The 22,083-nt window shown below is 48.9% G+C and carries 21 protein-coding genes and 1 riboswitch; of the genes, 19 read left to right on the top strand and 2 right to left on the bottom strand.

Features of this window, described 5'->3' with window-relative positions; all coding sequences use genetic code 11:
• Positions 1–227 precede the first annotated feature (227 nt).
• The 12 genes from rhaM to G358_RS0112870 all read left to right on the top strand — a co-directional run bounded on the left by rhaM (position 228) and on the right by G358_RS0112870 (position 14,662).
• A complete protein-coding gene (gene rhaM, locus G358_RS0112925) occupies positions 228–569 on the top strand; it encodes an L-rhamnose mutarotase (RefSeq protein ID WP_019637653.1) in 342 nt (113 codons plus the stop codon).
• Complete coding sequence (locus G358_RS30095) at positions 566–1,915, top strand: MFS transporter (RefSeq protein ID WP_019637652.1); 1,350 nt, start codon at positions 566–568, stop codon at positions 1,913–1,915. Before rhaM ends, G358_RS30095 begins: the two co-directional genes overlap by 4 nt.
• A 108-nt stretch (positions 1,916–2,023) precedes the next feature.
• Complete coding sequence (gene rhaA / locus G358_RS0112915; protein WP_019637651.1) at positions 2,024–3,298, top strand: L-rhamnose isomerase; 1,275 nt, start codon at positions 2,024–2,026, stop codon at positions 3,296–3,298.
• Positions 3,299–3,620: 322 nt separating this feature from the next.
• Positions 3,621–5,348, top strand: coding sequence for a sensor histidine kinase (locus G358_RS0112910; protein WP_084662793.1), 1,728 nt, complete (start codon positions 3,621–3,623; stop codon positions 5,346–5,348).
• Positions 5,341–6,900: a response regulator gene (locus G358_RS0112905; RefSeq protein WP_019637649.1), complete on the top strand. Its 1,560-nt coding sequence runs from the start codon at positions 5,341–5,343 to the stop codon at positions 6,898–6,900. The genes G358_RS0112910 and G358_RS0112905 overlap by 8 nt, the downstream gene beginning before the upstream one ends.
• 112 nt (positions 6,901–7,012) lie before the next feature.
• Positions 7,013–8,356, top strand: a complete 1,344-nt coding sequence (locus G358_RS0112900; protein ID WP_033404013.1) for an ABC transporter substrate-binding protein — start codon at positions 7,013–7,015, stop codon at positions 8,354–8,356.
• Positions 8,357–8,440: 84 nt separating this feature from the next.
• The gene (locus tag G358_RS0112895) at positions 8,441–9,373 is read left to right on the top strand and encodes a carbohydrate ABC transporter permease (protein WP_033404012.1); all 933 of its coding nucleotides are present in this window, start codon (positions 8,441–8,443) and stop codon (positions 9,371–9,373) included.
• Between the two features lie 2 nt (positions 9,374–9,375).
• Positions 9,376–10,215 (top strand): carbohydrate ABC transporter permease, encoded by an 840-nt coding sequence (locus G358_RS0112890; protein ID WP_019637646.1) that lies wholly within the window; start codon positions 9,376–9,378, stop codon positions 10,213–10,215.
• 51 nt (positions 10,216–10,266) lie between these two features.
• Positions 10,267–11,652: a rhamnogalacturonan acetylesterase gene (locus tag G358_RS30090; protein ID WP_019637645.1), complete on the top strand. Its 1,386-nt coding sequence runs from the start codon at positions 10,267–10,269 to the stop codon at positions 11,650–11,652.
• 58 nt (positions 11,653–11,710) lie between these two features.
• Positions 11,711–12,745 carry a glycoside hydrolase family 88/105 protein gene (locus G358_RS0112880; protein WP_019637644.1) on the top strand — a complete coding sequence of 345 codons (1,035 nt, stop codon included), beginning with the start codon at positions 11,711–11,713 and terminating at the stop codon, positions 12,743–12,745.
• Between the two features lie 266 nt (positions 12,746–13,011).
• On the top strand, positions 13,012–13,389 hold the full coding sequence (locus G358_RS0112875; protein ID WP_019637643.1) for a sensory rhodopsin transducer: 378 nt from the start codon (positions 13,012–13,014) through the stop codon (positions 13,387–13,389).
• A 448-nt stretch (positions 13,390–13,837) separates the two neighbouring features.
• Complete coding sequence (locus G358_RS0112870; protein WP_019637642.1) at positions 13,838–14,662, top strand: Cof-type HAD-IIB family hydrolase; 825 nt, start codon at positions 13,838–13,840, stop codon at positions 14,660–14,662.
• Positions 14,663–14,780: 118 nt separating this feature from the next.
• Here G358_RS0112870 and G358_RS0112865 read toward each other — a convergent pair whose 3' ends face one another.
• Positions 14,781–15,092, bottom strand: a complete 312-nt coding sequence (locus G358_RS0112865) for a hypothetical protein (RefSeq protein WP_019637641.1) — start codon at positions 15,090–15,092, stop codon at positions 14,781–14,783.
• Positions 15,093–15,545: 453 nt separating this feature from the next.
• On the opposite strand from G358_RS0112865, the gene G358_RS0112860 reads away from it, so the two are divergent.
• Positions 15,546–15,911: a hypothetical protein gene (locus G358_RS0112860; protein ID WP_019637640.1), complete on the top strand. Its 366-nt coding sequence runs from the start codon at positions 15,546–15,548 to the stop codon at positions 15,909–15,911.
• 12 nt (positions 15,912–15,923) lie between these two features.
• Positions 15,924–16,091 (top strand): hypothetical protein, encoded by a 168-nt coding sequence (locus G358_RS33465; protein WP_019637639.1) that lies wholly within the window; start codon positions 15,924–15,926, stop codon positions 16,089–16,091.
• Positions 16,092–16,297: 206 nt separating this feature from the next.
• Here the strand turns inward: G358_RS33465 and G358_RS30085 are convergent, their stop codons facing one another.
• Positions 16,298–16,510 carry a hypothetical protein gene (locus G358_RS30085; protein WP_019637638.1) on the bottom strand — a complete coding sequence of 71 codons (213 nt, stop codon included), beginning with the start codon at positions 16,508–16,510 and terminating at the stop codon, positions 16,298–16,300.
• Between the two features lie 1,408 nt (positions 16,511–17,918).
• Between G358_RS30085 and G358_RS33075 the strand changes: the two genes are divergently transcribed.
• The 5 genes from G358_RS33075 to G358_RS0112825 all read left to right on the top strand — a co-directional run bounded on the left by G358_RS33075 (position 17,919) and on the right by G358_RS0112825 (position 22,046).
• The gene (locus G358_RS33075) at positions 17,919–18,125 is read left to right on the top strand and encodes a hypothetical protein (protein ID WP_157274355.1); all 207 of its coding nucleotides are present in this window, start codon (positions 17,919–17,921) and stop codon (positions 18,123–18,125) included.
• Positions 18,100–18,513 carry an ankyrin repeat domain-containing protein gene (locus G358_RS0112840; protein WP_019637636.1) on the top strand — a complete coding sequence of 138 codons (414 nt, stop codon included), beginning with the start codon at positions 18,100–18,102 and terminating at the stop codon, positions 18,511–18,513. The genes G358_RS33075 and G358_RS0112840 overlap by 26 nt, the downstream gene beginning before the upstream one ends.
• Complete coding sequence (locus tag G358_RS0112835) at positions 18,510–18,968, top strand: antibiotic biosynthesis monooxygenase (RefSeq protein WP_019637635.1); 459 nt, start codon at positions 18,510–18,512, stop codon at positions 18,966–18,968. The genes G358_RS0112840 and G358_RS0112835 overlap by 4 nt, the downstream gene beginning before the upstream one ends.
• 199 nt (positions 18,969–19,167) lie before the next feature.
• A riboswitch (cyclic di-AMP (ydaO/yuaA leader) is annotated at positions 19,168–19,315 on the top strand.
• Positions 19,316–19,451: 136 nt separating this feature from the next.
• Positions 19,452–20,639, top strand: coding sequence for a KamA family radical SAM protein (locus G358_RS0112830; protein ID WP_019637634.1), 1,188 nt, complete (start codon positions 19,452–19,454; stop codon positions 20,637–20,639).
• Between the two features lie 255 nt (positions 20,640–20,894).
• Positions 20,895–22,046, top strand: coding sequence for a winged helix-turn-helix domain-containing protein (locus tag G358_RS0112825; RefSeq protein WP_019637633.1), 1,152 nt, complete (start codon positions 20,895–20,897; stop codon positions 22,044–22,046).
• The last annotated feature ends 37 nt before the right edge of the window (positions 22,047–22,083 follow it).

The following is a 22,083-nucleotide window of genomic DNA, read 5'->3' as shown; positions in this document are numbered from 1 at the left end:
AAGCTCTCTTGAGCATCTCTAAAAGCTCTCTAAGAGCTCTCGAAAGCATCTTTTAAGCCTCTCTTGAACATTTCGAAGCATTTTCGAGGCATTTCCTGAAGATCGTCTACCCATTCCGAACATTCTCTCCTACTGGCAACAACGGGGCAGTTCTATATTAGAGAAACAGGTTGACAAGGGCAGATGGCAATATCTATGACCCTTTGAGATTGGAAAGGAGCTTGTCCATGATAAGAAAAGCCTCGGTGATGAAAGTGTTTAAAGGATGCCATGAAGAGTATCGGAAACGGCATGATGAGCTGTGGCCGGAGATGGAACAAATGCTGCTGGAGCATGGTGTGGTGAGCTATTCCATTTTTCTGGATGAGGAGACCGATGTATTGTTCGCTTATTTGGAAATTGAAGACGAGGAGCTGTGGTCCAAGTCTGCGGATACGGCAATTTGCCGGAAATGGTGGGAGTATATGAAGGACATTATGGAAACTAACGCAGACCATAGTCCGGTGTCCAGAGAGCTGAAGGATGTATTTTATCTTCATAGTGCGGCAAGGGAGGAGAGAGCGGAATGAGCAGCAGCGCTGTGGCAGGCCGTCCCAAAAATAGTTTTAAGTCAACGTTGACGGTGGCGATGTCCAATTATCTCGAAGCAGGCTCGATCGTAGCTGGTGCCGGGGGGTTGTCCCTTTGGGTGGAATATCTGAAGCTGAGCGATGTGAAGCTGGGGCTGCTGGGTGCACTAAGTGCCAACGGCTTTGGGTCAGCGATCGGCGCGTTGATTGGCGGCTACCTGGTTGACAAGTATGGACGCAAGCTGATTTATAAATATGATTTGCTTGTATATATGCTCGGGGTGCTGCTGGTAACGATATCCTTCAACTTCCCGATGCTGCTGGCCGGTTATATTATTACCGGCATAGCTGTAGGTGCGGCGATTCCCGCGGCTTGGACGTATATTTTGGAGGAGGCCCCGGCCAAAGAGCGCGCAGCACGTGTCGGCTACGGCCAATTGGCCTGGTCTGTCGGGCCAGCGATTTCCCTGCTGCTGTCTGTGGCGCTGGCTCCGCTCGGGCTGCTCGGCAGCCGGATCATTTTTGCCCAGCTGTTTATTATTGCGCTGATCACCTGGATCATGCAGCAGCAGATCAATGAAAGCAAAATATGGGAGGAGGAGAAGGCAAGAGAGGCCCAGCTCCAGGCGAAGGGGAAAACGTTGAAGAGTCCGATTAAAGAGCTCTTTACGAACAAAGCGAATTTACGGGCAATGTTATTGCTGCTGGGGATTTACTGCTTCTGGAATCTGGTGGCTGGAGTGATGGGCTATTTCATGCCGTATATTTACCAAAAGGTAGGCGGCCTTACCGCTGCCCAAGCGAATCTTTTGCAGGCCTTCCTCTGGATTTTGACGGTAGCTTCGACTTACTTTGTGTTTATTAAGCTTGGCGATAAAATGAACCGGAAGCTGTTGTACGGCATCGGAGCGGCAATGGGAATTGTGGCCTGGGCGATTCTTGCCTTTGGAGGAATGGGCATCACCGAACTGCTGCTGTTCGTGGTACTATGGGGTGTCGCCGCCGGATTCGGAGCCCAGGCGTTCTACGGACTGTGGGCAGGTGAACTGTTTCATACGAAATACCGCGCCAAGGCACAGGGTTTCATGTTTAGTGTCGCTCGTATTGCAGTGGGCCTCATCTCCTTGGTCGTTCCGACCATGCTGACTACGCTGGGATTTATGGTGTCGGGCTTGATCATGATCGGCTTCCTCGTTATTGCAGCGGTCATTGGCGTCATTATGGCCCCGGAAACGCGGGGTAAAACATTGGAGGAAATTCAAATAGAGCGCTATGGTACAGAGCTGGCGGAAAATGCAGGAAGATTGGAAACGGGGATTGGAGCAGTAGCGAAAGGCAACGGATAAAATAAATAAAGAGGATAAAACGAAGAACGGATGCAGGATGAGGATGCAGGATGATAGGGAAAGTGCGAAAATCTTGGAATGCGAAGCAATCAGGAGGAGGAAGATAAAATGGATGCAAGCGTGATGAACAGCTATAACGAAGCCAAGCGGCTGTATGCCGCTCATGGGATTGACGTAGAGAAGGCGCTGGAGAAGCTGAAGGAGATCAAAATATCTCTGCACTGCTGGCAGGGTGACGATGTCCGCGGCTTCCTGTTCAAAGATAAAGAACTGAGCGGCGGCATAGCGGTAACCGGCAGCTATCCGGGACGGGCCGAAACGCCGCAGCAGCTTAGGGATGATCTGGAGAAGGCTCTCTCGCTGATCCCTGGCAAACATAAGGTGAATTTGCACGCGATTTATGCGGACACGGACGAGCAGGTCGATTTGGATGAGCTTGAGCCGCGCCATTTTCAGCGCTGGGTGGAGTGGGCCAGGGAACAGGGCCTCGGCCTGGATTTTAATCCGACCTATTTCTCGCATCCGAAAGCGGAGGACGGATTCACGCTAAGTCATGCGGACGATGAGATCCGCCAGTTCTGGATTCGCCACGGCAAGGCCTCCCGCAAAATCGCCGAGCACTTCGGCAGGGAGTTGGGACAGCCCTGCGTGACGAACGTCTGGATTCCCGATGGTTATAAAGACGTGCCGGTGGACCGCTTGTCGCCAAGGGAGCGCCTGAAGGCATCGCTGGACGAAATTTTCAGCGAAGCGATCGACTCTCGTTACAATATCGATGCGGTGGAAAGCAAGCTGTTCGGCCTCGGTTCGGAAAGTTACGTAGTAGGCTCGCATGAATTTTACATGGGCTACGGTCTTACCCGGGGCAAAGCGATTTGTCTCGATGCCGGGCATTTCCACCCGACAGAGGTGATCAGCAACAAGCTGTCCTCCATTCTGCTGTTCAGCGAGCAAGTGCTGCTCCACGTCAGCCGTCCGGTACGGTGGGACAGCGACCATGTCGTTACGATGGACGACGAGCTGCTGGAAATTGCGCGGGAGTTAGTACGCGGCAATTTGCTGGGAAGAACGCATATCGGCCTGGATTTCTTCGACGGCAGTATTAACCATATTGCAGCTTGGGTCATCGGCACGCGCAATACGATTAAGGCGCTGCTGCGGGCACTGCTGGAACCGGTCGAGGAGCTGAAGGCGATCGAGCTTGCGGGCGATTACACCTCTCGCCTGGCATTAGCCGAGGAATTCAAGTCATATCCGTTCGGGGCGGTATGGGATTATTACTGCGCCTCCCAAGGCGTGCCTGTGCGTGAGCAGTGGCTGGATGTAGTGAAGGCTTATGAGCAGGATGTATTGTGGCCTCGGGAGAAGCCTAACAAAATATAATTTCACATTTTCAACATAACTACTCAGTAATTACCTGTTAACCACAGAATTGTCGTTGGTACTCCAACCATTCTGTGGTTTTTCAGTGTGAAAATACGGTAAAGTATACAGACACACAATACGTATTCCCTGCCTAGATGATGTATTCCCCTGCCTAGATGACATATCCTCTGGCGGACAAGATATATTGTTGGGTATCCCGCGGCTTGTTAATTATGTAAAATGTGGATATACGCTTGAACTGTATCGACCTTGAAACGGGGTGGCCTTTTTGACGGGGAAAATTCGCGGATTGTTCAGGGAAGCTGGAATCTATCATAAAATGCTAGTGTTGATCATACTGCTGATGATGATCAGCTTTGCTCTGTATTTAATAGCGTTAAAGTACGTGACCAGTTTGTACGACCGGCAAATGTACGAGCGGACGTCCCAGGTGCTGAACAGCTCGGCGCTGGGGATTGAAAAGCAGCTGCGGGAGCAGGAGGAGCTGTCGTTCCGGGTGTTCTCGGATGAGCAGCTTCAGCAAAGCCTGGCTTATCTGAAGGTGGAGGATGCCACTGCCTATCAGAAAGCGATCCAGCGCAAAAAAATTATGGACCGGCTCACTTCGATCGCCGGCTCGGAGAAATTGGTCTATTCGATCATGGTCATCGACCGGGAGAAGCATGCCTTAATCGGAGGCAATCGGGGGGGCATGGCGCAGGAACTGCAAGATGAGCTCGTCACAATTGCTGAATCCGCAAATGGATCGAACATATGGTACGTCGGCAGCGACCGTTCGCTGTATGCCGTACGGCAAATCAGGTCGTACAGCGGTACAACCTTTCCGATGGACAACCTCGGGACGCTTATTGTCCGCTTCCGCAAGGACCGCATTATGGAGGACTTCGTGCAGAGCAGCGGAGATGACAATCACCTCATCATTACGGACGGAAGCAAAATTATATATCCGGACCAACCCCTTATTTTGGAGGGTGACCTTGCCGCTGAACTGCGCCGTCCAGAGTCTTACGGCCTCACGATGGTCGGCGGGAATCGCTACTTTTTTACCCGGGTACGGTCCTCTGATCTAGGCTGGACTTATTTGAATATGACTCCATATGACAGCATGTTCCGTACGATTTCGTTCGTTAAGGAACTGGTCACGGTCATCTTTATACTGATTTTGCTTATTGGAATTGCCCTTGGCGTCCGCTTGTCGCGCAGCATTACCCGGCCGATCGAGCAGTTGATTAAAAAGATGCGCAAGATCGAAAAGGGAGATCTCGACAACCTGGAAGAACAATCACTCGGAGAGGTGCCCAAAACTTCGCAGACCGAAGTCGAGCATCTGCAGCGCACGTTCAAGATGATGATCCAGCGCATCCGCGAGCTCATTAACCAAAATTACGCCAAACAGCTGGTCATTCGCGAAACAGAATTGAAAGCGCTTCAGGCGCAAATCAATCCGCATTTTTTGTATAACACGCTGGATTCTATTAACTGGCTGGCCAAGGTGAATCGTCAAACGAAAATATCGCAAATGGTGGAGGCGCTGGGCTTTTTGCTGCGCAGCTCGCTAGACGACGGCACAAGCTTGATTACGCTAAGGTCGGAGCTGGACATCGTGCGCAGCTATGTGACGATTCAGCGTATCCGCTTTGAAGAGCGGCTGGACTTCCAGCTGGAAGTTCCAGACGAATATTTGGACGCACTTATTCCGAAAATGACGCTGCAGCCGCTGCTCGAAAATGCCATCCATTACGCATTGGAGCCGAAAATCGACACTTGCCATATCCGCATCGTCGTAGCCGCGGCGGCAGAGCGGAATGGGGGGCTCGATATCCGGGTGGAGGATGATGGACCGGGCATGACGCCTGAATTTCTGACGAATCTTAGGCAGGGCAGGGTACAGACCAGAGGCAAAGGCATCGGGTTGTCCAATATTGAGGACCGGATCAAGCTGACTTTCGGCCATGAATGGGGAATCCGGATCGAGAGCGAGCCAGGCGCCCGCACGGCGATCCACGTACGCATTCCATACAGACAAGGGGAGGACAACGATGTATAAAGTACTATTGGTGGATGATGAGCGCATGATATTGGAGGGGATTCAGCAGATCGTAGACTGGAGCAGCGCAGGAACCGAGCTGACTGGAACAGCGCGCAACGGAATTGAAGCCTACGAGCTGATCGTTAAGGAGCGGCCAGACTTTGTCATTAGCGATATTTCAATGCCAGGGCTGAACGGGCTTGAACTGGTGGAGAAAACGCTCCAGTCTTTTCCGGATATTCGCTTTATTATGCTGACCGGGTACAAGGATTTTGAATATGCCCGCAGCGCGATGCAATATGGCGTGAAGCATTATTTGCTCAAGCCGTGCAACGAGGCGCAAATATATGAAGCGCTGGCGGAGCTCGTCGCTGAACGGGAGGAGCAGCTGGAGAAAGAGCGGTTTGTAGCCAGCATGAAGGAAGGGATGAACAAGGTGCTTCCTCATGTGAAGGAGCAGTTTTTGCGCGAGCTCGTCTCGAACAAAACCTATGGGCCCAGTGATTTAGACTATTACCAGGAATTGTTCGGGCTCAAGACGGGGGAGCAGCCGGTGCGCCTGATTTTATTTCAGCTGGAGCATTCCCATGAATATGAGCATTTATTTGCCCTGAAAAATATAGCGGAGGATTTGCTGACCAATGTGCTGCTGGGAGCGACGCTGAACGGAAGACTGCTGATTCTCGTTCAGGAAACGCTGGAACCAGCAATATTGCTGCAGAGTATCGAGGAAGTGAAACGGACGTTTATCGGCTTTTATAGCGTGGAATTAACGATCGCTCTTAGTGAAGCCGGGCCGATGGAAGCCGGGCGTAGGTTATATCGTGAGGCGCTTCAGTGCATGAATCATCGTTTCTACGTTGGAGAAGGCAGCTTGATTACGAAAAGCGATTTGCCCGCTGATGAGCGGGGGAGCGGTGATATAGAGCTGGATGAGGAGCGGATGGCCCTTTTGGTTAAATCAGGGCTTAGAGAAGAGGTGGAACATGAGCTTGACCGGTTATTTTGCCAGCTGGGTGAGCGCTGTCTGGAAATCGGCGTTACGCGCTCTTATGTGCTCGAGCTGTACGCAATGCTGATTCGTTTATGCTCGCCGGAAGACCGTCACCGCTTTACAGCGCAAATGGCCGAGCTTGTGAAGCTGGATACACTGCCGGGCTTGACATTATTCGTCAAAGAGGCCGCGCTGCACGTTACCGCCGGATATTACAAGAACAGCATTAGCCGGCGCTCCTCGATCGTTGAGCGGATGATTTCCATTGTTGAACAGCATTACATGAACGCGGAACTGACCTTGAATGCGGTAGCCCATGAAATGCTCTACATGAACCCGGATTATCTTGGTAAAGTGTTCAAGCAGGTCACCGGGGACAACTTCTCTCATTATTTAAGCCGCCTGCGGATTGAGCGGGCCGCAGAGCAAATTCGCCGCAGCGGCGATGTGAAGGTATTCGAGCTCGCTGATTCGTACGGCTTCGGAGGCAACTCCAAATATTTTAGCCAAGCATTCAAAAAGTGGATGGGGATGACCCCGACGGAATATCGTAAATCTTTTGAACAGCACCTCTGATTTTTATACCTTTAAGTCGGTTCAGTGAGTTTCCTTGCACCCCCCTTAGGGGCGACAATGATATTGATCAATTTGTAAGCGTTATCAAGCTAGCGATCGACGAAAGGGGAGAATGGTTGTGAGGAAGAAAACGGCTTTATGGTTGCTGGTGGCCTTGTTGTTCATTTTGCCTGCCTGCGGTGGAGGAGGCAGCACCGGAGGTAACGCCGGAGGAAGCAGTGGCGGAGAGGGCAATGGAAAGGCTGCTGAGCAGAGTACAGACAAGAAAGACAAGACTACCCTGAGAATCGCCTGGTGGGGAGGCGATAAGCGCCACGAGTATACCCAGCAAATTATTGATAAGTACCAGGAACAAAACCCGCACGTAAAGATCGATGTCGAATATGCAGCTTTTGATGATTATTGGAAGAAGCTTGCGCCGCAGGCGGCGGCGAACCAGCTGCCGGATATTGTGCAGATGGACATTTCTTATATTGTGCAATATGCCAAAAATGGCCAACTCGAAGACTTGACGTCTTACATGGGCAATCAAATCAAAGTGGATGACGTCAACGAAAATGTCATTTCAACAGGACAAATTAACGATGTGCAATATGGCGTGCCAACTGGCGTCAACGTGCTTGGTTTTCAATATGATCCCGAACTGCTGAAGAAGTCGGGTGTGGACAGCATTCCGGAAAATTGGACCTGGAATCAATATGAGGAAATTGCAATGAAAGCCCGGGATGCAGGTTATGTGATGGATGGCTCCATGGCACCGGATATTTTCTTCCACTATTTCCTGCGCACCCATGGACTTTCACTTTATAACCCAGAAGGAACGGCGCTGGGATATGAGGATGATGCTTTGTTTGCGGAATTTTTTGGACGGCTGGCCAGGCTGATTAAAGAGGGGGCTGTGCCGTCTCAAGAGAAGCTGACGCAGACCAAAGGGATTTTAGAAGAATCGGAAATTGTAAAAGGAATGGGCATCGGCGTATGGCAATGGTCGAATCAGTACGTCGGACTGCAGGCTGCGGTCAACCGGCCGATGGAACTGGCGCCAATGACAGGGCCGAATATGGAGAAGGGGCTGTATATGCAGCCGAGCATGTTCTGGTCCATCACTTCCCACTCCAAGAACAAGGAAGAGGCAGCCAAGTTCATCGACTTCTGGATTAACGATGTGGAAGCGAACAAAATGATCAAAGGAGAGCGCGGCGTGCCGATCTCGGCGTCCATCAAAGAGGCGATTGTCTCGGAATTGTCGGAGCCGGAGAAGCAGGTATTTGACTTCGTCGCAGCGATGGAAGAGAAAAGCTCGCCGATGAGCCCGGCGCCGCCGGTCGGTTCCCCGCAGGTGATCGCCTCACTTGCTGACCTGGTGGAGCAGATCAATTACGGTCAGATCACTCCGGAGAAGGCGGCTGAAAGGTTCCGGCAGGAGGCCAACGGCATTCTGGCCAACAACAAGTAGGCTGGGCAGCCTTTGACCACTAAATAATAGCGGTAAATAACGTTCCGATGAATGTTTATTTACCGCTGTTATTCTCATGCATGAATGCTCAAGAAACTGCCAGGAGGTGCAGATGCCTTGCGGAACAAGTCATTGAAAGCTGATTTGACCGGGTATGCTTTTATCAGTCCGTTTGTGATCGGGTTTTTGGCCTTTACGCTTATTCCAGTCGTGATTTCGTTATATTTATCGTTTACGAATTATAATTTGTTTAATGATCCTCAATGGATTGGGACCTTCAATTTTAAAAAAATGTTTACCCAGGATCAAAAATATTGGAACTCGGTCAGAGTTACTTTTATATACGTATTTGCAGGTGTGCCGCTGCGGCTGATGTTTGCCTTGTTCGTCGCTATGCTGCTGAATACGAAGTCAAGGGCGGTTGGCGTTTACCGCACCATTTATTATTTGCCGTCGATTATCGGCGGAAGCGTAGCCGTTTCGATTATGTGGCGCAACATTTTTAATGAACAAGGGATCGTGAACAGCCTGCTCATCTTCCTTGGCATTCCTCCCGTAGCCTGGTACGGCGACCCCAATGCCGCGCTTGGAACGTTAATCGCACTGTCGGTGTGGCAGTTCGGATCGTCGATGCTTATCTTTTTAGCCGGATTGAAAAATATTTCGCCAGACATGTATGAAGCAGCCAGCATCGATGGAGCAACCGCTCCCCGCAAATTTATGAAAATTACGCTGCCGCTGCTTAGCCCGATCATTTTGTTCAACCTGATCATGCAGACGATCAGCGCGTTCATGACCTTTGTGCCGGCGTATATTATTTCCAAAGGGGAAGGAACCCCGATGGACGGCACCCTACTCTATTCCCTGTATTTATTCCGGCAGGCCTTCATGTTCAACAACATGGGGTACGCGGCGGCGATGGCTTGGGTCATGCTCATCATGATCGGCATTATGACAGCGATCCTGTTCAAAACATCGAAATTTTGGGTGTTCTATGAGTCGAAAGGAGGCCGCTGATTATGGTATCAAGCAAATGGAAATGGCCGGCTTACCATCTTCTCGTTGGCGCTATTGCCATACTTATGCTGTACCCGATCATCTGGTTGTTTATGAGCTCCTTCAAGGAAAGCCGCACGATATTTGCCACGGCCTCGCAGCTGATCCCGCAGTCTTGGGATTTTGGAAACTACGCGGCCGGCTGGTCAGGCGTCGGCGGGCAGCCTTTTGCTCAATTTATCGTCAATTCCCTCGTTATCGTCATACTCGCCACGATTGGCGTCGTAATTACTTCGGCGCTCGTCGCTTTCGGCTTCGGCCGGCTTGATTTTAGAGGTCGCAATCTTTGGTTCGCTCTAATGATGGTGACGCTGATGCTGCCGCATGACGTGGTGCTCGTTCCGCAGTACATTATTTTTTCCAAGCTCGGATGGTTAAACAGCATTAAGCCGATCGTCATACCGAACTACTTCGGGGCACCGTTTTTTATTTTCCTGATGATTCAATTTATCCGCTCGATTCCGATGGAGCTGGATGAGGCGGCGACGATCGACGGATGCGACAAGTTCCGGCTTTTTTATCGCATTATTTTGCCGCTCATAAAACCGGCGCTGGCGACCGCAGCCATATTTTCCTTCTATTGGCGGTGGGAAGATCTGATCGGTCCGGTACTGTACTTAAACTCCCCCCAGAAATATACCGTATCGATGGGGCTCAAAATGTTTCTGGATAGTGAATCCGGCTCGAACTGGGGGGCGATGTTCGCCATGTCGATCGTCAGCCTTATTCCGGTCGTTGTTGTATTTTTTATATTCCAGAAACAAATCGTGGAAGGAATTAGCAGCAGCGGGTTGAAAGGATAGTAGATGAAGGAAAATATATTTAAGCCTAAGAGCGGTGGAGGGGGCCAGGGAATGGAGAGTGCAAATGCCGAACCAAAGGCCGGGCAGCGCAGCTTGGAATGTACGTCTCCAGACAGTACTTCGTGGAAATTTGACTTTGGTCCGGGGCAAGCCGCAAGCGGTTACATTGGTGTAGCTGCAGATTGCTTATACAGCGATGAAGCAGGATATGGATTCGAGGATGTCAGCCGGGTGTATGGCCGGGCGCGGACACCTGCGGGACAAGGACGGGAAGCTGCTGTCAGTGATTGTAATTCTGAACCTCATTGTAACCCTGGTTCCGATTATAGTTCTTACTCTGATCGTAGCTATAAATCTGATGACAATTCTGATCCTAATTGCGACTCTGAGCCTGATCGAAGCCTTGTTCCCAACCCTGCTGTCAAGTCCAAATCTGTCGTCAAGTCCACATCAGCCCTGTCCGCCAAGGTGGACACAAGGACACGATTGCATCATAGCTTCTGTATTCCTATGGGAGCTACATTTGCGGTACGGGTTCCGGACGGGACATATCAGGTTCAAATATTGGTAGGAGACAGTTTAGCAGAAACGCATACAACGCTGAAGGCCGGTGGAAATAAGATGGTACTGCCCCCGATTCGTTTAGCGCCGGGCCAGTTCCTCGAAGAGAGGTTCACCATCCCCGTGCGCGGCGGCCGTTTTCGGCTTAATGTTTCAGGACAGGCGCCGAGGCTGAATATGCTGGAAATTCATCCGGCCCCTGGTACCATGACCTTGTTCCTGGCGGGTGACTCCACGGTGACCGACCAGCCGGAGGATGGCTATCCTTATGCCGGGTGGGGCCAACTGCTGCCCGCTCTGTTCAAGCACGATGTATGCGTCGATAATCATGCGCAGTCCGGGTGCAGTTCAAGAAGCTTCATCGAAGAAGGGCGCCTGAAGGCGATCCTGCAGTTGGCCAAGCCTGGAGATTTCCTGATGATCCAGTTTGGGCACAACGATGAGAAGCCTGATCCACGTGGTACAGATGCTTTTACAACCTACAAGCAGCATTTGCTGCATTATATCGAAGCCGCTCGGGAGAAGCGGGTCCATCCGGTACTGGTGACCCCGGTGCATCGCCGGTATTTCAACCCTGACGGGACGCTCTCCGATACGCACGGGGATTATATTCAGGCGATGCCAGAGCTGGCGAGCGAGACGGACACGCCGCTTATCGACCTTGCCGCCAGAAGCAAGGAGCTGTTCGAGGCGGCCGGGCCGGAGGGCAGCAAGGATTTGTTCATGTGGGTGTATCCGGGCGAATACATGAACTTCCCTGCGGGAGTGCAGGATAACACGCATTTCCAGGAGCAGGGGGGAGAAGCGGTTGCCCGGTTAATAGCGGACGGAATCCGCGATTTGCAATTACAGCCTTTGTTAATGTATCTGAGGTAGCGTTTGGGAGGAACAAATGACAACTGAAACTGAGCCATTATGGGGAGGAGAGACAGATATGCCAGCATTGGTTTATGACGAGGAAAAGGTGAAGCAGACGATCGACCGGGTCGTCGAACGTACGTTTAATATGGATTTTAACTGGGATTGGCCGGGGGGCGTTGCTTATTACGGCGTATGCGAAGCGTACGAGGCGACGGGAAATGAGGAGTATTTGACCAAACTGAAAGCATGGGTTGACGAGCATATGGAGGACGGTCTGCCGAAGCTGTCCGTGAACGGGGTATCGATCGGCCACTGCCTGCTGACGCTGTATCAGGTATACCAGGACGAAAAATATTTGAATACGGCTGTCGAAATGGCGGAGTTTTTGAAAAATAAAGCGGAACGGTTCGCGGATGGTATTTTTCAGCATACGGTGAATTCGGTGAATGACGTATTCCCCCAGCAGGCATGGGTGGACACGATGTTTATGGCTGGCTATTACTTGCTGCGCATCGGCCATCTGCTTGGGAACAAGGAATATTTCGAGGATGGTTTGAAGCAGTATCACGGCCATGAGGAGTTTTTGCAGGATTCGGATACGAATCTCTATTATCACGGCTGGGATCATTTGAATCAGAACCATATGTCCGGCATATACTGGGCACGCGGCAACAGCTGGGCGGCGCTGACGATGTCCAAGGCGCTGCAGTACGTCGAGGTTCAGCACCCGTCCTACATGATTATCGACGGCTCTTTGCGGGATCAGCTAAGCACGCTCGTCAGGCTGCAATCGCCGGAAGGGCTATGGCATACGGTGCTGAATGACGATTCCTCGTATCTGGAAACGTCCGGTTCGGCAGGCATCGCTACAGCGCTGCTAATGCGGGGCAGGTTATACAATAAGTATACGCAAAAATCGATCGACGGCATTCTGTCCCGGATCAAGGACGACGGTACTGTTACGGACGTTTCGGCTGGTACGGCGGTCATGAATGACGCGGACGGTTACAAAGGCGTACCGTATAAGCGCATTCAAGGCTGGGGACAAGGGCTTGCCTTGGCTTTTCTGGCTCAGCTGCTGCGCTCCAAAGAGAATCCGCACAGCTGAATGGCTCGGGCTGAACGATTTTGAACTGATAGATTGGACCTGAATAGTTAGAAACTGAACAAGTGACTGAACAATAGGGCTGAACAGTAGGACCTGAAATTAGGACCTAAACAATAGGATCGAACACTAGGACTGAACAATAGAATCAAATACTGGAACTGAACATAGGAACAATCGAACTTTTGAAGCTGACACTTTGCGCGGAAGAAAGTTATTTATCGCCGGAAGAGCACCGCATTTGATCAATTAAAAAAGGAGAGTTGCATATGGGAGTTCAAGCGAAGGGACACCGTTTCTGGGTTATTCCTGACGGGTATATTCCGCCGGACAGCCGGGGAGAGCTGGTCAGCCACGAAAGCATTTGCGTGCTGAACTGCGGCGAGGCGCCGGCGAAGCTCGACATAACTATCTATTATGAAGACAGGGAGCCGCTGGAGGGGATTGCGGCCATCGTCGAAGGACGGCGCACGAAGCATATCCGCACCTCTTCGCTGGAGAGCGGAGGAGAGCGTATACCAGCTGGCGTGCCTTATGCGTTGACCGTAGAAAGCGATGTCCCCGTCATCATTCAATACAGCAGGCTCGATACGACGCAGCCGGAGCTGGCCTTGATGAGCGTTATGGCATATCCGGTAGAAGGCTAGCTGTAATAATCGCTCCATCAAATTGCCGATGATACGTATCACGCGCAGCTCTCAGCACGCAGTGTTTCACTGTTCGGTGATCGGTCAACCATGACGCGTGGGCGATACTGAAACGGCCGTGACAGACGGGAGGAGAATGATCGAGAAATGTTGGAAAATGATAGGCAGACATCGACCTAATCTCCGCTGCGGCAGAAAAAACCTTCATGGCCTATATCAACTATAGGCTATGAAGGTTTTATTATAAGCTGATCATATACTAGGTATCCATTTACTTTATTTATAGATGATCAGAATATTATCGGTAACAAATGAATTATTGCAAGACCAAAGAACATGCAAGAAAACGTCCAATAAATCATCCTTAAATGGTATGCTATGTAGTAGACAAAGACTGAGTAGCCGGCTGCATGGCTATAGAACAGATGAGTGGAAGGGACGTAGAGAGATGAATTATAGAATGATAGTATTGGATTTGGACGATACGCTGCTCCGGGATGACCATACGATTTCCCCGCGTACGAAGAAGGCTTTGATGGATGCGCAGCAGGCAGGCCATAAAGTGGTGCTTGCCTCGGGCCGCCCGACATTTGCGATGACGCACATAGCGAAGGAACTGGAGCTTGAGAAATACGGTAGCTTTATTCTATCTTTTAACGGGGCTAAAATTACGAACTGTGCTACTCAAGAGGTTTTGTTTAGCAGCACATTGTCGCCAGCGACGGTGCATGAATTATTTGAAATCAGCAAGCAAGAGGGCGTATGGATTCATACTTATGTCGGCGATGAAATCGTAACGCCAGCGCACAATAAGTATACCGATATCGAAGGTGAAATTACAGGAATGCCGATTGTGGAGGCTAAGAATTTTGTCGAAGCAATTCAGGAGCCAGTGGTGAAGGTGCTCATGGTAGACGATCCCGAGAAATTGATCGCTTTGGAGGACAAGCTGCAGCCGCAGCTCGCAGGGGAGTTGAACGTCGTCCGGTCGAAGCCGTTTTTCCTGGAATTTACGGAAGCCGGGGTCGATAAAGGAACAAGCTTGCATCATCTTATCCAGCAGCTGGGGATCAAGCGAGAGGAAGTTATCGCGATAGGCGACAGCTACAATGATTTGGCGATGATTCAATTTGCCGGACTTGGTGTAGCTATGGGAAATGCCCCGGACGATATTAAGGCGATTGCGGATCTCGTAACCGATACGAATATGGAAGATGGCGTGGCTAAAATAGTTGAGACTCATATGCTTAATCAAGCGGCACCGATTCTGTAAACGCAAGCGAAAATATGATTTGTTGGAGCGCTGACTGTACTGTCAGCGCTTATTTACATTAAATATCAATTTGTGCTTCAAGTAGTCAGTTGTTTGAGTAGAATAAAATAGGCAGGAATTAGGCTTGAGGGAAGTGTTGTTTGGCAATTTGCTCAAAAAAGTTCACATGTTCGATGGACATCCCTTGATAATCATAATCTTGTCCTAAGTGATCCGTTAAAAAAAGATGACATAAAGTATACTTTTCTTGCTGGTTATATTCTACGAGGTATACGATCAAATTCGGTTGATCTTCAACGATATGGGCATAAAAGCGGGCCGTCGGAGCAGATTCGATGATGTTTGAAAAATGTTGACACAGCATAACTGGAAATATTTGATGAAATAAAGAGATTGTATCATTCATTAATTCACCTTTATAAATCACCATATACTGAATCACTCCTCTGCGTTTATTAAGAGAGACAACGACGACAAAATACCTAAAATATCCATTAGGGATAATATATTACATTATATTATATTACGTATTATAGCGCAATGTATTGATACTATCATATGTTGCCATTCCTCCTTAACTTGAATTGTTTGGAAAACTAGTTAATATTATTATAATTGTACCGAATGTTTCTTTAGCGGCCAAAATAGGGACAGTATCTATAACTGCGCAAAAATTACGTAATTTCTTCGCAGAATTCGCAGAAAGGGGAAATAAGAAAGTTATGCAAATTTTTATCATGATTTTAACTTTTATTATAGGTGCCGCTGCCGTGCTCTTTTACAGTAATTACATAAATAAGAGGAAATAAAATGACGAATAACGTTGTATACCGTATCGATACACTATATAATACAAGAGATGAACAAAAATAGGAGGATGGTTATGAAATATTCCCTAAAGCTGTTTGGTTACCAGATTGATTGTGATTTAATGGTTGAAAATGATTCGCTTCGCCTTGCATTCAAAGAGGAGGATCAACGGAAGCTTAAAGATTATTTAATCAGAGTCCTTCCTAGATACGGTAGAGAAACGACCTCGGCTTCCTCAATGCAGGAACTGGTGCAAAGTGCCATTGAGACTGAAAAATCATTAAACGGAAGCATGAGCGAGCCCAAAATTAAACTCCCATACGAATTCCAGCCAGACATTAAAGAGAAGCTTATTGAAGCGGCGGATCTTCAGGATATGTCCGCCACTCAATTGTTGATACGTTTGATCGAACAAAAATATCAAAGTGTGATGGAATAAGGAGGATGCTTCATGGCTTACGGTAACAAAGTAAAATTTCATTATGATGTTCCTGTCTATGTCAAGACACAGCTGGCTGCTGCTGCTAAAAAGTTAAATATGACCGCTACGGAGCTTTTGTCCAGAACGATTGAGGAAGAGTATGAAAGAGTAAAGAGCGAGCAGCAGAGTAAAGAATAGAGAATTAGTGAGATCTGTAGCGATATATAGAGGACTATAGAGAATTATAGAAATCTATAGTGATATATAATGATTTATAGTGATCTATAACGATATATAGTGATCTATAGCGATCTATAGTCAGCCATACTAAGAAAATAGCAGCTCTGGGGCATTAGGGAAGGCACTGGAGCTGCTATTGTTTTGCCTGCATTTTGACCGGGCATTTACTTGTCTCCTTCGGTGGACGATTTAGCAGCTTCCTTTTGGTGAAATGTTCGGATTAAAGTATTTATCGTTTTATCAAGCTGGGCTAAACGTTTGTCTAAACCATCCAATTGCTTGTTGAATTGAATTAAAATGGATTGCAGAAGAATTAAACATAAGGCAATTGGGAATCCGACATTGCCGATTACCTGAATTGTAGTTTGTAAGTCCATAATAGACGCCTCCTTTCTTTTTTAGAATACTTACATTATAATATATATCGTAACGTCACGCTACATGATTTTTTTGCTGTTTTTAGAGTTTTTATTTTGAATAAACATCATAGTTGTGGGATTGGATCAGCTTCGCTGCAGAGGGCTTCGAGCTGATCTTTTTTATTTTTCAGAAACTTTAACGTTGGAATGTAGGGGGGGGCGGGTTAGATTGCGAGGACGAATGGAGTTAGAATGCGAGGAGTTGAGTTAAAGTTGTGGCGCATGAAAATGGATTGCGAGACGTATGAAGTTAAAGTCGAGGCGCATGAAGATGGATTGACAGACGTATGAAGTTAAAGTCGAGGCGCATGAAGATGGATTGACAGACGTATGAAGGTAAAGTCGAGACGTATGAAGATGGATTGACAGACGTATGAAGGTAAAGTCGAGGCGCATGAAGATGGATTGACAGACGTATGAAGGTAAAGTCGAGACGTATGAAGTTTGGAGTCAAGGCGTATGTTGAATTGCAGATGAACAATTGAACTGTTGGGTGACTGAGTGACTAAGTGACTGAACGGTTGAACGATTGAAATACTGAATAACTGGATGAATGAGTAACTGAGTAACTAGATGAATGAGTAACTGAGCGATTGAGTGACCGAGTGACTGAATATAAGTATGGGGAATGAGCAATGGAATGGCGAAGTGACTGAGGTGTATGCAGACTGAACAATTGAATTGGCTGAGTGGCTGAATGTTTGGAGTCTGAACGGTACTACGGTTGAACGATGATTAAATATATTAACTGGATTTGTTGTAATTAAAAGCAGCAATTTTCAGTTGCATATACGATTAGTTGGAATTCATGTACTTAGAGCGGGAATTGAGTTGGAATTGGGTAAAAAGTTTACTTTTTAATACATGAAATACAGCTATTTATCGAAAGCGCCCCTTTAGAATAAAAATAGAAACATGAAATCCATTTAAATTTAACTGACAAGGTACAACCAAACAATAGGGCGCTGCTACAAATGAGATACAGTTACATAATAAGCCACAGTTACAAAAAGAAATCAAACTCAACGCGTACCGTTCCTAACGCTGGCTCCCTTCCTAACGCTGGCTCCCTTCCTAACGTTGGCTCCTTCTTAACACTGGCTCCGCTCCCAACGCCAGCTCCGGTTTTGTGCTGCATGCGGAGCTTGGACGACAATAAGGACCGCGACAGGGGACTATCCCCAAACTATTTATTGACAATGATAATCATTATCAATAAAATGGAGTTGATCATTAATTGAGAATGGTTATCAATACTTGAGTGGAGGAATTGAAGTGAATCAAAATTCATTGGTATATATATCATGGCTCCTAATAATTAGTGCGGCAGTGTGCAGGAGAGAAGCTGGGCGGCAGAACGAGAGAGATGGGCAGGAACGACAAGAACGACAAGAACGACAAGAACAACAAGAACAACAAGAACAACAAGAACAACAAGAACAACAAGAACAACAAGAACGGTGGAAACGAGAGGAGCGGCAAGAACGACAAGAGCGGCATGAACAGAGAACGAGAAATTTGGACAGAATCGGCAAGGAGGGATACGCATGCCACGAGGGCCTTTAAGCTATGAACTGGTACGGGAATTTATCGTTGCTGCTCATGGCGATTATGATGAGGTTAAAAGGCTATTGTTCAAGGAGCCTGCGCTTATTCATGCGGTCATCGATTGGGGGAGCGGTGATTGGGAGAGCGCACTCGGTGCAGCATCGCATACGGGGAATTACAATATTGCAAAATTGCTGTTGGAGCACGGAGCACGAATGGATATTTTCGCCGCAGCTATGCTAGGAGAGCTGAACATAGTTAAGGCGATTGTTGAAAATCATCCCCAGGCCGTTTATGCCAAAGGGCCCCACGGAATATCGCTGATCCGCCACGCCGAGGCCGGCGGGAATGCCGCCATTTTCGTTTATGAGTATTTAAGTTCGCTTTTATCGAAAGAGGTGATCTGGAAATGATGGTGATGATGAAGGCTGTCAATACTATTCGTATAAAAAAAGGCAGAGCTAACGAAATATTGGCTCGCTTCAGGACGCCGAAATCGGTGCATACGTTTGAAGGATTCGTTCTCATGGAAGTACTGATCAAGGAAAACTCCCCGGATTACGATGAATTGCAGGTTTGTACTACGTGGAAGGATCGTAAGTATTTTGAAAAGTGGTTAACGAGCAGAGCGGCTCAAAAGGTTCATCACAAGGACTGGGAACCTACCCCGGATGAAAAGCTGGCAGGAAGGCTTGTGGGAAAGCTAGCAAATCCAGAAGTAGAGCTCGGTGAACAATTCGAAGAAAAGTCCGTAGGAAAACTCGAAGGAAAAAAGGTTGAACAACCCGAAGACAGTCCGATTCTTAGCTCAGAACTGACGACCTTTGAAATAGCCGTGCAGCATAAGCCAGAACAGCAAGGGGCTTGAGAGGCTAGAAATTGCAGAGCCTGGGGCGTTGAGCTGCTGGCCATGTCATCTATTGTTACGGCAAAGAAGGTGACCGTGAGAGCTGTAGAAAACATTTTTATACATTTAAAGATATATAAAGTCAATTTATATAAAATTTAAAGTTATACAACTCTCTAGTAATTGACCCAAGGTTGACAAATTCGGGGATACACCGTATCATTAACACACGCTTAGTTTCTTGGTAGGAGCCAAGAAAGCGGGGGAACCAGTTTCATTTTGGGGCGAATCACTCATTCCTATGAGGTGTAGGGTACCATCTTACCCGAGTCCGTCAGCTAACCTCGTCAGCAGTGGATGGGTCTGTTATAAGATCATTTATTACGTCTCTTTAGACCCTGTTTTGGGGTCTATTTTTGTCTTCTGACCCTTGCTGGCGAAGCTGTGTTTAGGACCCCCGATCCGGGGTCTTTTTTTGTTGATTACTAGGAAGGAGATTGTTCAATGACAAAGACGAAAACGAGGTATATTACAAATCTGGATAGACTGACGATGATTCCGGAAGAGGAGCGGGCGCGTTTGAAACCGATTACGGAGAAATTCGTATTTCGGGTTAACGATTATTACTTAAATTTGATCGACTGGAATGATCCCCAGGATCCGATTCGCAAACTGGTCATTCCGAATGAGGGGGAGCTTGAGGAGTACGGCCGCTGGGATGCTTCTGACGAGGATACCAACTACGTCGTGCCCGGATGTCAGCACAAATATACGACGACCGCCCTGCTGATCGTCTCGGAGGTATGCGGGGCTTACTGCCGCTATTGCTTCCGCAAACGCCTGTTCCGCAATGACGTGAAGGAGGCTATGTCCGACGTGCAGCCAGGGATCGACTATATCGCCAAGCATCCCGAAATCAACAACGTTCTGTTGACTGGCGGGGACAGTCTCATACTGGCTACAGAGAAGCTGCGGGGAATTCTTGCCCAACTGCGTGAAATCGAGCACGTAAAAATCATCCGTCTCGGCTCGAAAATCCCCGTTTTCAACCCGATGCGTATTTATGAGGACGAGGAACTGCTCGATGTGATCCGTACTTACTCTACACCGGAGCAGCGCATTTACGTTATGGCCCATATTAACCATCCGCGCGAGATTACGCCGGAAGCGAGACGCGGCTTCCAGGCGCTGCATGAGGCCGGCGCGATCGTAGTCAATCAGACCCCGGTGCTGAAAGGCATTAACGATGACCCGGCGGTGCTTGGGGAACTTCTGGATAAGCTGTCCTGGGCAGGGGTTACGCCGTACTACTTCTTTGTGAACAGACCGGTAGCCGGAAACCGGGATTTCGTGCTTTCCCTGCAGGAGGTGTACCGGATCGTCGAGGAGGCGAAGGCGCGGACATCCGGCCTGGGTAAACGAGTCAGGCTGTCGATGAGCCATACGTCCGGCAAAATTGAAATTCTCGCGATTGAAAACGGCAAGGCCTATTTGAAATACCACCAGTCCCGCGATGGAGATTACGGGAAACTAATGATCCTCGACTGCCCTGAGGACGCGGCTTGGTTCGACGACCTTCCCGGAAATGAGCAGTATTGGAAACAGCCGGAGAAGAAGTCCGATGAGATCGTCTCCGTGAATGAAATGCCCGATTTTCCGCAAAAAAGAAAACGTACACCAGCAATGCAATAATCCATAGATCGTAGTAAACATCGCTATCAATTGTTGCAAACGATAATCACAAACGATGATCGCAATCAATTATCGTAAATAACTATCGCAAATAACTATCGGTAAACAATCCCCTGAGGAGCGGCCTGAAGCAATTTTTGGCTGCATGCTTCGGGGGATTTTGTTTTGGCAGCGTATTTTTACTGCTTTTTATTTCTCAGGGAGGGGGTGGATAGATTATGATAAGTCTAATACGACATAGGAGAAGGAGTAGTTATGGAGCGACTGATATTCGATCCTTCCGGCTACAAGGTAAAATGGGGCGCCGAGAGCATCGGGCTGCTGGCGAAGGAGTTCGCGCTGCTGCAATTTCTGTATCGTCACCGTGACCGGGCATTTACGCGCGATCAGCTCCTGGATCAGGTATGGACGATGGAATTCCCGGTCGAGCGGACGGTCGATGATCATATTTACCGCCTTAGGAAGAAGCTGTCCCCATGGACGCATGTCCGCATCAATACGGTGCGGGGCTACGGATACAGCTTGACCGTCGGAGAGCCGAAATCCGTGATGAATCCGTCGGTAAGCGATCGTGAGGTTAACTCCTCGGTGCGGGACATTTTCAAGAAATACCATTTGTTCGGGCAAGGCAAGTCGATGCTGGCGCTGGCCACACAGCAGGACGTGCTTGGGTACGAACTGGACCCGTTTTATGCCGTCTATTTGAAATTCATTCAGGGCGATATCGCCTGGTTCCTGCAAGCGGACGACCTGCCGCTTCAGACCCGGCTGTACTGGCTGCTGATTCTTTATCGCGGGACGAATCCGGAACCAAAGCAGTTGCTGAGCTATTGCGAGCAGGCCATTTCCCGGCGCGCCCTCTCCCCGGAGGAGCATCGCGAAATGCGCATCCTTAACATTCTTGAGGTGTATGCGGATGCAGGGCTTGCGGTGGAGGCGATGAAGCGGTTCGAAGAGACGAGAAAGACGGTGGAGGCGGATAGACTCAGCGGCTTTGTTATGCCGGTAGCAATTATGGAAATGTACGTTTACGTGCTGGCCGGAAAACTGGAGCAAGCGGACACGGTATCTGAACGATTGGCCGGCTTACTCCGGGATACGCCGTATTTGCGGGAGATCGGCCGTTTTCGCATCGTTCAGGGGCTGCTGGGAATGGCACGCGGCCGGGAGAAGGAGGCGGAGCAGCTATTTGATGAAGGGCTGGATGTGTTGGAGATGTCACTGAATGTCCCGCTTCGGACCATTTCCCTTTGCCAAATTACGGGGTATATCACGCGGAATAATGCTGGCCTGAAAATGGAGCGCAAATATGCGTCGCTCTATGAATCCCTCGATCAAGAGCTAGGACTGTCCAAGCATAAAGAGGAGATGGAAAACGTCATCAGGGGGGCGTTATGTTTGTCCTAGCTTGCGGCGGCAGGCTTACCTGGCATTTCGGGCCGTC

The sequence above is a fragment of the Paenibacillus fonticola DSM 21315 genome, assembly GCF_000381905.1.
Taxonomy (GTDB): domain Bacteria; phylum Bacillota; class Bacilli; order Paenibacillales; family Paenibacillaceae; genus Fontibacillus; species Fontibacillus fonticola.
This window is presented reverse-complemented; position numbering and strand designations above follow the sequence as displayed.

What these genes read in the sequence shown, in the direction of transcription:
- G358_RS30085 (WP_019637638.1), bottom strand. Translation starts at nt 16,510, where the DNA reads ATGGACTTACAAACTACAATTCAGGTAATCGGCAATGTCGGATTCCCA.
- G358_RS0112830 (WP_019637634.1), top strand. Translation starts at nt 19,452, where the DNA reads ATGACAAAGACGAAAACGAGGTATATTACAAATCTGGATAGACTGACG.
- G358_RS0112825 (WP_019637633.1), top strand. Translation starts at nt 20,895, where the DNA reads ATGGAGCGACTGATATTCGATCCTTCCGGCTACAAGGTAAAATGGGGC.
- rhaM (WP_019637653.1), top strand. Translation starts at nt 228, where the DNA reads ATGATAAGAAAAGCCTCGGTGATGAAAGTGTTTAAAGGATGCCATGAA.
- G358_RS30095 (WP_019637652.1), top strand. Translation starts at nt 566, where the DNA reads ATGAGCAGCAGCGCTGTGGCAGGCCGTCCCAAAAATAGTTTTAAGTCA.
- G358_RS0112905 (WP_019637649.1), top strand. Translation starts at nt 5,341, where the DNA reads ATGTATAAAGTACTATTGGTGGATGATGAGCGCATGATATTGGAGGGG.
- G358_RS33465 (WP_019637639.1), top strand. Translation starts at nt 15,924, where the DNA reads ATGGCTTACGGTAACAAAGTAAAATTTCATTATGATGTTCCTGTCTAT.
- G358_RS0112900 (WP_033404013.1), top strand. Translation starts at nt 7,013, where the DNA reads ATGGTTGTGAGGAAGAAAACGGCTTTATGGTTGCTGGTGGCCTTGTTG.
- G358_RS33075 (WP_157274355.1), top strand. Translation starts at nt 17,919, where the DNA reads ATGGGCAGGAACGACAAGAACGACAAGAACGACAAGAACAACAAGAAC.
- G358_RS0112840 (WP_019637636.1), top strand. Translation starts at nt 18,100, where the DNA reads ATGCCACGAGGGCCTTTAAGCTATGAACTGGTACGGGAATTTATCGTT.
- rhaA (WP_019637651.1), top strand. Translation starts at nt 2,024, where the DNA reads ATGGATGCAAGCGTGATGAACAGCTATAACGAAGCCAAGCGGCTGTAT.
- G358_RS0112875 (WP_019637643.1), top strand. Translation starts at nt 13,012, where the DNA reads ATGGGAGTTCAAGCGAAGGGACACCGTTTCTGGGTTATTCCTGACGGG.
- G358_RS0112890 (WP_019637646.1), top strand. Translation starts at nt 9,376, where the DNA reads ATGGTATCAAGCAAATGGAAATGGCCGGCTTACCATCTTCTCGTTGGC.
- G358_RS0112870 (WP_019637642.1), top strand. Translation starts at nt 13,838, where the DNA reads ATGAATTATAGAATGATAGTATTGGATTTGGACGATACGCTGCTCCGG.
- G358_RS0112865 (WP_019637641.1), bottom strand. Translation starts at nt 15,092, where the DNA reads ATGGTGATTTATAAAGGTGAATTAATGAATGATACAATCTCTTTATTT.
- G358_RS0112835 (WP_019637635.1), top strand. Translation starts at nt 18,510, where the DNA reads ATGATGGTGATGATGAAGGCTGTCAATACTATTCGTATAAAAAAAGGC.
- G358_RS0112860 (WP_019637640.1), top strand. Translation starts at nt 15,546, where the DNA reads ATGAAATATTCCCTAAAGCTGTTTGGTTACCAGATTGATTGTGATTTA.
- G358_RS0112910 (WP_084662793.1), top strand. Translation starts at nt 3,621, where the DNA reads ATGCTAGTGTTGATCATACTGCTGATGATGATCAGCTTTGCTCTGTAT.
- G358_RS0112880 (WP_019637644.1), top strand. Translation starts at nt 11,711, where the DNA reads ATGCCAGCATTGGTTTATGACGAGGAAAAGGTGAAGCAGACGATCGAC.
- G358_RS0112895 (WP_033404012.1), top strand. Translation starts at nt 8,441, where the DNA reads ATGCTCAAGAAACTGCCAGGAGGTGCAGATGCCTTGCGGAACAAGTCA.
- G358_RS30090 (WP_019637645.1), top strand. Translation starts at nt 10,267, where the DNA reads ATGGAGAGTGCAAATGCCGAACCAAAGGCCGGGCAGCGCAGCTTGGAA.